Annotated in this window: 11 protein-coding genes; 9 read left to right on the top strand and 2 right to left on the bottom strand. The window is 46.0% G+C overall.

Annotated elements, in window-relative coordinates; all coding sequences use genetic code 11:
• Positions 1–67 precede the first annotated feature (67 nt).
• From WH96_RS15820 to WH96_RS15810, 3 genes are read left to right on the top strand one after another with little or no spacing between them, the layout of a single operon-like run.
• The gene (locus tag WH96_RS15820; RefSeq protein WP_082130525.1) at positions 68–1,192 is read left to right on the top strand and encodes a Gfo/Idh/MocA family protein; all 1,125 of its coding nucleotides are present in this window, start codon (positions 68–70) and stop codon (positions 1,190–1,192) included.
• A gap of 30 nt (positions 1,193–1,222) precedes the next feature.
• On the top strand, positions 1,223–2,116 hold the full coding sequence (locus WH96_RS15815) for a sugar phosphate isomerase/epimerase family protein (RefSeq protein ID WP_047765176.1): 894 nt from the start codon (positions 1,223–1,225) through the stop codon (positions 2,114–2,116).
• Between the two features lie 11 nt (positions 2,117–2,127).
• Entirely contained in the window at positions 2,128–3,285 is a 1,158-nt protein-coding gene (locus WH96_RS15810) for a Gfo/Idh/MocA family protein (protein WP_047765175.1), read from the top strand.
• A gap of 22 nt (positions 3,286–3,307) precedes the next feature.
• Here the strand turns inward: WH96_RS15810 and WH96_RS15805 are convergent, their stop codons facing one another.
• Positions 3,308–4,306: a LacI family DNA-binding transcriptional regulator gene (locus WH96_RS15805; RefSeq protein ID WP_047765174.1), complete on the bottom strand. Its 999-nt coding sequence runs from the start codon at positions 4,304–4,306 to the stop codon at positions 3,308–3,310.
• A 208-nt stretch (positions 4,307–4,514) separates the two neighbouring features.
• Here WH96_RS15805 and WH96_RS15800 point away from each other — a divergent pair, with 208 nt between their 5' ends.
• The 3 genes from WH96_RS15800 to WH96_RS15790 all read left to right on the top strand — a co-directional run bounded on the left by WH96_RS15800 (position 4,515) and on the right by WH96_RS15790 (position 7,442).
• Positions 4,515–5,465 carry a sugar ABC transporter substrate-binding protein gene (locus tag WH96_RS15800; RefSeq protein ID WP_047765173.1) on the top strand — a complete coding sequence of 317 codons (951 nt, stop codon included), beginning with the start codon at positions 4,515–4,517 and terminating at the stop codon, positions 5,463–5,465.
• Positions 5,466–5,533: 68 nt separating this feature from the next.
• Positions 5,534–6,661 (top strand): ABC transporter permease, encoded by a 1,128-nt coding sequence (locus WH96_RS15795; RefSeq protein WP_047765172.1) that lies wholly within the window; start codon positions 5,534–5,536, stop codon positions 6,659–6,661.
• 1 nt (position 6,662) lies between these two features.
• Positions 6,663–7,442 (top strand): ATP-binding cassette domain-containing protein, encoded by a 780-nt coding sequence (locus tag WH96_RS15790; RefSeq protein ID WP_047765171.1) that lies wholly within the window; start codon positions 6,663–6,665, stop codon positions 7,440–7,442.
• Between the two features lie 393 nt (positions 7,443–7,835).
• On the opposite strand, the gene WH96_RS15785 is transcribed toward WH96_RS15790, so the two are convergent.
• Positions 7,836–8,774 carry a LysR family transcriptional regulator gene (locus WH96_RS15785; protein ID WP_047765170.1) on the bottom strand — a complete coding sequence of 313 codons (939 nt, stop codon included), beginning with the start codon at positions 8,772–8,774 and terminating at the stop codon, positions 7,836–7,838.
• Between the two features lie 161 nt (positions 8,775–8,935).
• On the opposite strand from WH96_RS15785, the gene WH96_RS15780 reads away from it, so the two are divergent.
• The 3 genes from WH96_RS15780 to WH96_RS15770 all read left to right on the top strand — a co-directional run bounded on the left by WH96_RS15780 (position 8,936) and on the right by WH96_RS15770 (position 13,106).
• The gene (locus WH96_RS15780; RefSeq protein WP_047765169.1) at positions 8,936–10,384 is read left to right on the top strand and encodes an aldehyde dehydrogenase family protein; all 1,449 of its coding nucleotides are present in this window, start codon (positions 8,936–8,938) and stop codon (positions 10,382–10,384) included.
• A gap of 55 nt (positions 10,385–10,439) precedes the next feature.
• Positions 10,440–11,438 (top strand): membrane dipeptidase, encoded by a 999-nt coding sequence (locus WH96_RS15775; RefSeq protein ID WP_047765168.1) that lies wholly within the window; start codon positions 10,440–10,442, stop codon positions 11,436–11,438.
• A gap of 108 nt (positions 11,439–11,546) precedes the next feature.
• Positions 11,547–13,106, top strand: a complete 1,560-nt coding sequence (locus tag WH96_RS15770) for a BCCT family transporter (protein WP_047765167.1) — start codon at positions 11,547–11,549, stop codon at positions 13,104–13,106.
• Positions 13,107–13,114 lie beyond the last annotated feature (8 nt).

The following is a 13,114-nucleotide window of genomic DNA, read 5'->3' as shown; positions in this document are numbered from 1 at the left end:
TATCGATTCTGAGGATACTAATTTTGCAACCGGTTGCAAATTTATTTTACACGAGGAGGCTCTGTCGATGAGAGAAATTGGTATTGGCATTGTTGGTGGGGGCTATATGGGCAAGGCGCATGCTGTGGCAATGCAGTCTGTTGGTGCAGTCTTTAATACCAATTTACGTCCTCGTTTAGAAATGGTTTGCGCCACCACAGATCAATCTGCAGAAAAATACCGAAAATCTTTCGGATTTAAGAGGTGTACTTCTGATTGGCAAAAGCTGGTCGACGACCCGAATGTCGAGGCTATAGTTATAGCCTCGCCGCAAGAAACCCACCGAGAGATAGCAGAGGCCGCGTTCCTTTGTCGCAAACCAGTATTCTGTGAGAAGCCGCTTGGGGCCTCTTTGGAAGATAGTCAGGCAATGGTTGCGGCAGCGGAAAACAGTGGTGTCGTTAATATGGTCGGATTTAATTATATACGCACACCTGCTGCCCAGTTTGCCCGCTCTCTTATTGCAGAGGGAGAGGTCGGGGATATCACATGGTTTAGGGGCGAACATACAGAAGATTTTTATGCAGATCCGGCGTTATCAGCAAGCTGGCGCACTCGTGGCAAGAGTAATGGTACAATGGGTGATTTGGCGCCACACATGATTAATGGTGCCTTGGCGCTTGTCGGGCCAATTGTAACATTGATCGCCGAAGTCGAAACGGTTCATTCAAAACGTCCCACAACATCTTCTGCTTCTGATGCTAAAGATCTATCTGATGTCACCAATGATGATCAGGGGCAGATTATGTGTCGGTTTGAAAATGGTGCTATGGGGCATCTGTTTTTCAGTCGTATCGCAACAGGTCGAAAAATGGGATACGTCTTTGAAGTTACAGGAACCAAAGGCGCTATCAGGTTCGATCAAGAAGATCAAAATGCCCTATGGCTCTATAAAGCAGAAGGACCGGAACACCTGCGGGGATTTCGGAAAATTCTGACAGGTCCCAGCCATCCGGATTATTTGGCGTTTTGTCAAGGGCCAGGACATGGCACAGGCTATCAGGATCAAATTATTATTGAAGCGCGAGATTTTCTGCAGGCTATTGAAACGAAAAAAGCGGTTTGGCCAACCTTTCGGGATGGAATGGACGTGAACCGTATCGTTGAGCTTGCTCATGATTCAAGTGAATCAAAGACGTGGATGAACGTTTAAAATATTCGTAAATGTGAAAGGCAGACAGTGATGTCTATAAAAATTGGTAATGCACCCTGTTCATGGGGAGTGGAGTTTGCGCAAGATCCACGCAATCCGGATTGGAAAACGGTACTGAAAGAGTGTGCTGAAGCTGGATATACGGGCATCGAATTGGGGCCTGTTGGTTTTATGCCCGAAGACCCGAATCAACTTGCCGAAGCATTGGATGAACATCATCTGGACCTGATTGGTGGTGTTGTCTTTAGGCCTTTTCACGATCCTGCCCAATGGGATGATGTGCTGGATGGGGTGCATCGAACCTGTAAGGCTTTGGTGGCGCACGGAGCTAATCACTTGGTGTTGATTGATTCTATTTCACCGCGTCGCGCCCCAACAGCTGGTCGTGTCGATGAAGCTGAGAAAATGGATGATCAGGAGTGGAATGCCTATAGGACCCGTTTTGAGACGGTCGCTAAAATTGGCACTGAAGAGTACGGCTTAACAACAGGTATTCATGCTCATGCTGCGGGGTTCATGGATTTTGAACCAGAGTTGGAACGACTGCTATCTGAGATTGATGAGAGTATTCTCAAGATCTGTTTTGATACGGGGCATCATTCCTATGCAGGGTTTGATCCAATCGCTTTTATGAAACGCCACATGAAACGTATTTCTTATATGCATTTCAAAGATATATCGCCGACTGTTAAAGTAGATGTTATAGAAAATAGAACCGATTTTTATAAGGCTTGCGGGCAGGGAATTTTCTGTAATCTTGGTGATGGTGATGTAGATTTCCCGGCTGTTTATCAGCTTTTGACACAAGCAGGCTTTGAAGGCTGGTGCACGGTGGAACAGGATTGTGATCCGACACTGCCAGTACGCCCTATCGATGATGCAATACTGAACCGTAAATATTTGCAATCCATCGGTTTTAATTAAGGAACACGGACATGGCAAAGCTTAATTGGGGAATGATTGGCGGTGGTGAAGGTAGCCAGATTGGCCCGGCACATCGTCTAAGTGCAGGTCTTGATGGACTGTTTTCTTTTGTTGCGGGCGCGCTTGATCATAATCCGGAAGCAGGGCGTCGCTATGCACAAGAGCTCGGTGTTGCTGCGGATCGTGCCTATGGCGATTGGCGGGAAATGCTTCAGGGTGAAAATGCACGCGAAGATCGTGTTGATCTCGTCACTGTTGCGACACCTAATTCAACGCATTTCGAAATCACAAAAGCATTTCTTGAAGCCGGGTATCATGTTCTCTGCGAAAAACCGATGACCATGACTGTTGAAGAAGGCGAAGATATCGTTCGTATCGCACAGAAATCCGGAAAAATTTGTGCAGTGAACTATGGATACACCGGCTATTCGCTGGTTCGTCATATGAGGGCAATGATTGCCCGTGGTGATCTTGGTAGGATAAGACTGGTGGTGACAGAGTTTGCGCATGGACACCACGCGGATGCTGCAGATGCGGATAATCCACGGGTGCGCTGGCGCTATGATCCTGCGCAGGCGGGTGTTTCAGCGCAGTTTGCTGACTGTGGTATTCATGCGCTGCACATGGCAAGCTTTGTTACGGGGCAAGAAGTTACAAAATTATCTGCTGATTGTGCTTCACTCATTGAAAGCAGGGTTTTGGAAGATGATGCGATGGTCAACTTCCGGATGGATGCTGGAACTGTTGGGCGTTTATGGACGTCTTCTGTTGCTATTGGGCGTCAACACGGTTTGAGCATTCAGGTTTTTGGTGAAACAGGCGGCCTCAAGTGGATGCAGGAACAACCCAATCAACTCTATTACATGCCCTTGAACGGGCGTTTACAAACGATTGAGCGTGGTGAGGAAAATCTTTCTCCCGAAGCTGATCGTGCAACGCGGGTGACTATTGGTCATGCCGAGGGAATGCCGCTTGCTTTTGCCAATATCTATACAGACTTGGCCGAAGTTATTGGTGCGAAGAAAGAAGGACGATCACCAGACCCGGCTGCGAACCTTTATCCGAAATCCGAAGATGGTCTGCGTTCTATGGCTGCTGTTGCTGCCGTGGCTCAATCAGGTAAAGAAGACGGGCTATGGGTTGATGCTCGTCCGCCGATGTTCCGTTAGATAATATCGGGTAAAGTGTTAATTAGACGAGGGGCCTTAGCGTCCCTCGTTCAATAACACGACAGGGGAACAAGCGTGATTCAGGATAACGATCCGGGTCGTCGAGCATTGCAGTTATTAGTTCAATAGAAGAGTTGATGATCTCGTTCACAGGTTGTCGGATTGTTGTCAGGTCAATGTTTTCCCACCGGGCCATTTCCATATCGTTTAGGCCAATAATTCCAATATCTTGTGGGGCAGAAAGGCCAGCTAACTTTAAGGCGGTTAAGGCGCCGATTGACAGAATGTCATCTCCACAAAAATAAGCATCCTGAGGTGATCGCTCTAAAAGGCGCGTCATTTCATCCCGACCGGCATCAAATGAATAGGCCGCAGAAAAGCTGTATTTAAAATCGATTTGAGGGTGAAGGCTTATTTCTTCTTTAAAGCCGGTAAAACGATCCTGAGTTGACGTTGCCGTATCGGGACCGCCAAGAAATCCAACTTTTTTATAACCACGATTAACCAGTTCCCGCGCAGCCATCCGGCCACATTCCACGTTGTCGATGCCAACCACGTGAATTTCAGGAGAGCTTGAATAGCGACCAAAGGAATGAACAACCGGAACCCCGGCATCCCTGAAAGCTTTTGCGAAACCGGGTAATAGTGTTGATGAGGCAACGATTACACCATCAACTGAATACTGGCGTAACATACGGATGGAGCTTTCGGGATCGGTTTCGTCCGAAAGATTGACGAGCAATGGCCTCAGGCCACGTGCTTGCAAGCCACGCGTGAAGAGATCAAAGACTTGAAGAAAAATAGGGTTGTGAAAGTTGTTTGAGACCAACCCGATTAACTTCGTTCGCCGTGTTGTTAAACTTCTAGCCAGAAGGTTAGGGCTGTAGCCAAGTTCTCGTGCTGCTTTTTCGACCCGCCTACGCATTTTATCAGAAACGGAAGCTCCCGGCGTAAAGGTTCTAGACACAGCCGATGTCGATACACCTGCGTGTTTGGCAACTTCCTTTAACGTTGCAGCCATATAAATCCGTTCTCCAGTGGTCTGTAATCGCCCTATGTTTAGCGTAAAAAGTTTGAAATAACAGTACGAAAGTTTTTTAATTTTTGCAACCGGTTGCAAAAATTAAAAAACTATGAATAAGATAAGAAAGAAAAAAGAAACGGCACGAACCGTCCCACGAACTGTCTATGAATAAAAATACAAAATACATTCAAAAAGGGAGTAAACAATGAAACCACTATTTAAAAGTTTGGTCTTGGCCACAGCATTTGTTGTTGCACCGTTGCTCGGGGCAACAACAGCTTCGGCCGAGGGGGAAAAGTATATTCTGGTCAGTCATGCGCCAGACAGCGATAGCTGGTGGAATACAATCAAGAACGGCATCGCGCTTGCTGGTGAGCAAATGGATGTTACTGTCGAATACCGCAATCCGCCGACTGGGGATCTTGCTGATATGGCACGTATCATCGAACAGGCTGCTGCTTCTAATCCGAATGGCATTATTACAACTCTTGCTGATTATGATGTTCTCAGCGGTCCAATTCGTTCGGCTGTAGATCAGGGGATTAATGTCATTATTATGAACTCTGGCACGGCAGAACAAACACGTGAAGTCGGTGCATTGATGTTTGTGGGACAGCCCGAATATGATGCAGGCTATGCAGCTGGTCTTCGTGCCAAATCAGATGGCGTGAAATCTTTTGTCTGCGTCAACCACGTGATTTCTAACACAGTTGTTGCCGAACGCTGTCGTGGCTTTGCTGATGGTTTGGGCGTTCCGCTTGGCAGTTCCATGATTGATAGCGGGCAGGATCCGGCTGAAATTAAAAACCGTGTCTTGGCTTATCTTGCGGCTAATCCGGATACAGATGCGGTTCTGACACTAGGTCCGACCTCTGCTGACCCAACAATTCTGGCGTTGCAGGAAAATGGCATGGCGGGTGACATTTACTTCGGTACTTTTGATCTAGGTGATGAAATTGTCAAAGGCATTAAGTCTGGCATCATCAAATGGGGTATTGATCAGCAACCGTTCCTACAGGCTTATCTGCCTGTTGTTATTCTGACAAACTATGACCGCTATGGTGTGTTGCCGGGGAATAACATCAACTCTGGTCCGGGCTTTGTAACAGCTGATGGTCTGGAACTTGTTGAAAAATTCGCAGGCGAATATCGCTAAAACGCTAAGTCAGAAACGGCCACCTTTGTGTGGTCGTTTCTGCGTATTTTTTATTGATGAGGCTCTTTATGGTCACGAGCAATCCTTCTCCCGCACCTGTCGCTGATGAAAGAATAAAAGAGAGATCTTCTTTACGGAAAGCACTGGTTCGTCCCGAATTAGGGGGAATGTGTGGAACCGTTCTTGTGTTTACATTCTTTCTGCTGACGGCTTTTGATTCCGGGATGTTTACATCGCAAGGTGTTCTGAACTGGACACTTGTTTCGGCACAATTTGCTATTATTGCTGTTGGTGCATGTCTTTTGATGATTTCCGGTGAATTTGATCTTTCAATGGGGTCAATGATCGGGTTTGCAGGCATGATGATTGCCATTTTTGGTGTCACGTTAGGGTGGCCGATCTGGTTTGCAATTATTGTTACCTTTATCCTCTGTATCGGTATCGGGGCTTTGAACGGGTACATTGTTATAAAAACCGGATTGCCGAGTTTTATTGTGACGCTCGCGTTGTTGTTTATCCTGCGCGGCTTTACCATTTTCCTTCCCCAAACCCTTGAACGTAAAACCATTATTGGCGGTATCCGTGATGTGGCCGAGGGGGATTGGCTTGCAAGTCTTTTTGGCGGAAAAGTACTGACCGGGGTTTTCCAATGGTTGGGGGACGCTGGTGTTATCTCCACCTTTGAGCGCGGCGTGAAGGCAGGTCAACCAGTTGTTGATGGTGTTCCAATGCTGGTGGTTTGGGCAATTGGCTTGATCATATTTGGTCACATTCTATTGACAAAAACCCGCTTTGGGAACTGGATCTTTGCCGCAGGTGGTGATGCACAGGCTGCACGTTATGTTGGTGTCCCTGTAAGCCGTGTTAAAATATTGATGTTTATGTTCACTGCTTTCTGTGCCACTGTTTTTGCAACCTGCCAGGTGATGGAATTTGGTTCCGCTGGTGCAGACAGAGGTGTCTTGAAAGAGTTTGAAGCGATTATCTCTGTTGTGATTGGAGGCGCTCTTCTTACAGGAGGTTATGGTTCTGTTCTAGGTGCTGCACTTGGTGCTTTGATCTTTGGTGTCGTGCAGCAAGGATTGTTCTTTGCTGGTGTCGAGAGCTCTTTGTTCCGTGTCTTCCTTGGCATCATTCTACTTCTCGCTGTTGTGCTTAATACCTATATCCGCCGTATGATCACGGGGGAGAGATAAGATGTCGTCACCTATTCTGCAGATGAAAGATATCGAAAAACACTTTGGTCCTGTGATCGCGTTGGCTGGTGTATCCGTAGATGTACATCAGGGAGAGTGTCATTGTTTATTAGGGGATAATGGGGCTGGTAAATCCACCTTTATTAAAACTATGTCCGGTGTTCATAAGGCTACAAAGGGAGAAATCCTTTTTGAGGGTAAGCCGATGAACTTTCAAAGACCACGTGATGCGATCTCTGCCGGTATTGCAACGGTCTATCAAGATTTGGCGATGATCCCTTTGATGTCGGTCAGTCGTAATTTTTTTATGGGGAACGAGCCAATCCGTAATATTGGTCCCCTGAAGTTCTTTGATCATAAACGTGCCAACGAAATTACGATGTCCGAAATGAGTAAGATGGGTATCAATCTCCGTGGACCGGATCAAGCCGTGGGTACTTTGTCGGGGGGCGAGCGCCAAACGGTTGCGATTGCCCGTGCTGTGTATTTTGGGGCAAAGGTTCTTATTCTTGATGAGCCAACCTCTGCTCTTGGCGTGCGTCAGACATCAAATGTCTTGGCGACAATTAACATGGTGCGAAAGCTTGGTGTTGCGGTTGTTTTTATTACTCATAACGTACGTCACGCGATGGCGGTCGGTGATCGTTTTACGGTTCTGAATAGAGGCAAAACATTTGGAACCGCAAGTCGGGGTGATGTCTCGCCAGAAGAATTACAGGATATGATGGCCGGCGGTCAGGAGCTTGCAACCTTGGAAGGGTCTCTAGGAGGGACAGTTTGAGTAAGAATTAACCCTGTCGTAACTTTTAAGAGAGAGTTTTGGCTCTCTCTTTTTTTCGTCAAATGTATGGGTAATTTATAGGTACAAACTAGATTTATGTTTGGCGTTTTGTGTGCCCCGGTGTGGTCACAACTTTGAGAGTTTACTAACACTTATTTGAAAAAAAGAACCTCTTTATATATAATAAAGGGTAAATAAAAGCCAAACCTCTGTAATTTTATGTCTGGAAGATCAATGGATGGAACATTACAAAACGCCACCTGTGGCTAAGGCGAAAAAACAGCAATAGCATCAAAGATAGTTACAGCAATTTATAAAAGATGCCTTGGTATGAAAACTGACGTTATTTATGTGCATTCTTAATACAAGAATATTTACACATACATCTATAATTTAGGCTGATCCTGATAAGTTTAATTTCGTAAAATTTCCCCCTATATTGTGCTCTATTTCAGAGATACGAGTGTGTATTTTTTCGACGAGAGACAGAGCAGCTGGTGATAAAAGAGAGCCATTTCTCTGGAAGAGGCCAACTGTGCGCCGTAACTTTTCATCGGCAAAAGGGATAAAATTCAAAGATGTATCTGTTTCCGGAACCAGCAGCCTGGGAAGTACGGTTACGCCTGCGCCGGCTTTTACCAGTGCAAGAACGGATGTTACGTTATGTACGGTAATTCGGCTATTTTCTTGGTTTTCCAGTATTTCAGGAAGAGTGATTGATTGCGTTATACTGTTCAGGAGCAGTTTCTTGTCTTTTAGGAATAATGCCAATTTCTTGTTACTGATATTCTTACTCGGTTTTGGGGGAGCATCATCTGCACTACTCACAAGGCCAAGACTGTCTTGGAATAGTGGGGTAAATTCAATACCGGGCAGTTTTTTTGCGAGACTTGCGACGCCGAATTGAACTCGTCCGCTGTGAACTGCGTTGATAACACTGCGTGAATCAGCATCCCGAATTTCTATTTCTACTTTTGGCCATTGGGCGTGGAATGCCTTTATCACCTGTGGTAAAATATGTTCTGCAACGGATGGAACACAGGCCAGTGAAATATACCCGATTTCATTTTTTGCGTAAGCTCTGATCGCGGAAAAAACTTCGTCGCATTGATCGGTTAAATTACGGGCCTGTTCCAAAGCAAAAATACCGGTAGGTGTTAAATTACCTTTACGCTCGCCAGAGAAAAGTTGAGTATCAAATTCGATCTCAAGCTGTTTAAGAGCCATGGAAACAGCTGATGGTGTTCTGCCCAACTGTTTTGCTGCTTCCATCAAAGACCCGTTTTCTGCAACAGAAACAAAGGTTTTGAGCATGGCAAGTGTGATCGCCATCGTTATTTTTCCTTATTCAATAAAATTGAAGTTTTCCTAAATTATTTGAATTTGACGAAAGTTGCAAATTTTGCGGAAATGTTTTCAGAATTTTTTACTGGGCCTCTTTCGATTGTCGTGATTGAAAAGCCTGCTGTGTTGATTGAAATGAGAAGGTAATCATGTCCAATTTTTCCAATTATATCGCTGGTGAATGGGTTGCCGCTGATAACTATATCAAAAACATAAACCCATCTGATTTGTCAGACGTTATCGGTGAATACGCGCAGGCAAGCAGTGCGCAGCTGGATACTGCACTGGATGCAGCCAGACAGGCACAAAAGGTTTGGGCCGCAACTGGGTTGGAAAAACGCTATAACGTTTTGATGTCTATTGGCGAAGAAATGAAAAACCGTGCTGCTGAGTTGGGTGAACTGCTTTCTCGCGAAGAAGGCAAACCGCTTGCAGAAGGCAAGGGAGAAATCTTCCGTGCAGGGCAGTTCTTTACTTATTATGCAGCTGAAGTACTTCGTCAAATGGGCGATACTGCTGATTCAGTGCGCGACGGTATTGAAATTGATGTTCGCCGCGAACCCGTTGGTGTGGTTGCTATTATTTCCCCTTGGAACTTTCCGACAGCAACCGCGACATGGAAGATCGCGCCAGCATTGGCATATGGTAACGCGGTTGTTTGGAAACCTGCGAACCTGACCCCGGCAAGTGCTTGGGCATTGGCAGAGATCTTTTCTCGTCATGATCTACCAAAGGGACTTTTCAATCTGGTAATGGGCGGAGGTTCTTCCGTTGGCCAACGCCTTGTTGAAAGTGCGGGTGTTGACGCTATTTCATTCACAGGCTCTGTTGATGTTGGCCGCGGTATTGCTGCGTCTGCTATGGCAAACATGACCAAAGTCCAGATGGAAATGGGGTCAAAGAACCCGTTGGTCGTTATGGATGATGCCGATTTGGATCTGGCGGTTTCTTGTGCTGTTGGCGGTGCCTTCGGCGGTACAGGTCAGAAGTGTACAGCTTCGTCTCGTTTGATTGTTCATGAAAAAATTCACGATGCATTTGTTGAAAAAGCAAGTGCAGCAACTAAAGCCATGAAAGTCGGACACGCTTTGGCCGAGGGCACACAACTCGGCCCTGTTGTCAGCGAGACACAGCTTAATTCCAACCTTGCTTACATGAAACTGGCAAAGGAGGAAGGTTGTGAACTGGTTTGTGGTGGAGATCGCTTGGACATGGCGACTGAGGGATATTTCATGTCTCCGGCTTTGTTCATTAACGGTGACAATTCCATGAAAATCAATCGGGAAGAAATGTTCGCTCCAATTGCCTGTGTTATTAAAGTAGGATCTTATGATGAAGCACTAAGCGTTTCTAATGACACAAGATTTGGTTTGACATCTGGCATCATGACGAACTCTCTTGCGCGTGCTAATCACTATCGCCGAAACAGTCGTACAGGCTGTGTGATGATCAACCTGCCAACAGCAGGTACTGATTATCATGTGCCTTTTGGTGGCCGTGGTGATTCAAGTTACGGTCCTCGTGAACAAGGCTCTTACGCAGCCGAGTTCTATACGCAGGTTAAAACATCCTACATCAGTTCAGGTTCACCAGAGTAATAGGCCCCAAAATAATAGGCCCCAAAATAATAGGACAAATGTAGGAGATATAGGCATGAGCGACAAAAACTCATATGTGATTGACTGTCTTCAATACTGTAATTGGTCAGAAAAGACTTTTGCCCAAATGCGTGAAGGTGGTGTTGATGCCGTTCATGCCACAATCTGTTATCACGAGATGTTTCGCGAAACCGTAATCAATGTTGAACAGTGGAACCGTTTTTTCGAACTGCATGATAATTTGATTATTCACGGTCGCACGGCGGATGATATTCGTCGTGCGAATGAAAGTGGTCGCACAGCTATTTTCTTTGGATTTCAGAATTGTTCCCCGATTGAAGATGATATTGGGCTGGTCGAGATTTGCCACACACTCGGCGCGCGTTTTATGCAACTGTCCTACAATAACCAATCATTGTTGGCGACAGGATGTTATGAAGCTGAAGATCCGGGAATTACTCGGATGGGCAAGCAGGTAATCAAGGAAATGAACCGTGTTGGCCTTGTGGTTGATATGTCTCATTCTGCGGAACGTTCAACCCTTGAAGCTATTGAAATTTCCGAACGTCCGATTGCAATCACCCATGCTAACCCAAGTTTCTGGCATCCGGCTTTGCGCAACAAATCTGATGCGGTTTTGAAGGCATTGGCACAATCCGGCGGTATGGTTGGGTTTTCACTCTATCCTCATCATCTAAAAGGTAAGAGTGACTGCACGCTTGAAGAATTCTGTACAATGATTGCTAAAACAGCCGAAATGATTGGTGTTGAAAGCATCGGCATTGGCAGCGATCTTTGTCAGGATCAGCCGGATTCAATCGTTGAATGGATGCGTGTTGGCCGATGGACCAAGACCATTGATTACGGCGAGGGCTCTGCGTCTAATCCCGGTTTTCCTGATATGCCAACCTGGTTCAGAGATAACAGAGATTTTCCCAACCTTGCTACTGGATTGCGGGATGTTGGTTTTTCACAAGAAGAAACTGCACAGATTATGGGTATGAACTGGTTTTCATTTTATGAAAACTCGTTTGGCCCACAACGGCCTGAATAGGCCATAGGTTTAATAACTGACCATTAGTACAGTGTGAGGGGATAACCAATGGGAATAACATTGGAACCGTTCGCGCTGCTTAATTATGATACTTAGGGAGTAACTTAAATGGCGTATACGTCAACGACTGGGGACAGTGTTCTCAAAGGGGTCAATATTCCCCTTTTTGCTGTTACCGGCGGCTTTATTGCGGTGTTTTGCGGCTTGGCACTGATTGATATTGATCTTTTGAAAGAGTTGGTCAACGCGGGTTTTGGCTGGTCTGTTCAGATTTTTGGTGCCTATTGGCAGGTATTGCTTTTGCTTACGTTTATTATTGGCCTTTTTATGGCCTTTAGTGGACGTGGTTCTGTGGTTCTCGGGAAGTTAGATAAGCCAGAGTTTACTGTTTTCCAATGGGGTGCCATGATCATGTGTACCTTGCTGGCAGGTGGCGGTGTTTTCTGGGCTGCTGGTGAGCCAATGGCACATTTTCTTTCCCCACCACCTCTCTTCGGTGTCGAAGCGAAAACAGCTGAAGCAGCTTATCCTGCATTGGCACAGGCCTTTATGCACTGGGGTTTTCTGGCATGGGCAATTCTTGGTGCGCTGACGACTGTCGTTTTGATGTATTATCATTACGAAAAAGGTTTGCCACTTGCCCCGCGTACCTTGCTTTACCCGGTTTTTAAAGAACGCGCTCTTAAAGGTCCTATTGGTCTTATTGCTGATGCTTCTTGTATTATCGCGGTTGTTGCTGGAACTGTTGGTCCCATTGGTTTCCTTGGCCTGCAAGTCAGTTATGGTCTTCAGGACCTTTTTGGTCTCTCAGATGGATTTACCTCTCAAGCTGTTGTTATTGCCGTTCTGGTCGGACTTTACACGGCTTCTGCGGTTACAGGTGTAAACAAAGGAATTCAAATCCTCAGCAGGTTCAATGTCATTCTGGCGTGTGCACTGTTGATCTTCATGTTCTTCTTTGGTCCGACAGCCTTTATTGTGGATAGCTTTGTTCATAGTTTTGGTATTTATGTTGACAAGTTTATCCCGATGGCAATGTTCCGTGCTGAAAGTGGATGGCTTGGTTGGTGGACAGTCTTCTTCTGGGGATGGTTCTTAGGGTATGGTCCATTGATGGCGATGTTTATTGCCCGTGTATCCCGTGGGCGGTCAATTCGTCAGATCGTGGTTATGCTGTCAATCATTGCCCCTGTGGTAACCTGTTTCTGGTTCACTATTGTTGGTGGTTCAGGCATTGCTTTCGAACTTGCTAATCCTGGTTCTGTTTCTGGAGCATTTGAAGGCTTTAATTTACCAGCAGCGCTGTTGGCAATTACCAAACAGCTTCCCGCCGGGTTCCTGATTTCTGTTCTGTTCCTTATTCTGACAACTGTTTTTGTCGCGACAACGGGTGATTCAATGACCTATTGTATTTCTGTTGCGATGTCCGACAGCGATACACCAAGCACACCTGTTCGTGTGTTCTGGGGTATTGCGATGGGCGTTATGGCAATCATTTTGATCTCGTTGGGATCAGGGGGCGTCAGTGCACTGCAATCCTTTATTGTTGTAACTGCCGTTCCTGTTTCACTGGTGCTATTGCCATCCTTATGGGCTGCACCGCAAATAGCGGGTATGCTGGAAAAGCGTGATCGGGAAAGTACATCGCCGATTGCTGCAGAAGCCTAGGCTGTTTT

The organism is Kiloniella spongiae (genome assembly GCF_001026905.1).
GTDB classification, from domain to species: Bacteria; Pseudomonadota; Alphaproteobacteria; order Kiloniellales; family Kiloniellaceae; genus Kiloniella; species Kiloniella spongiae.
The sequence above is the reverse complement of the archived record's forward strand: the minus strand, read 5'-3'. Positions and strand labels throughout refer to the sequence as shown.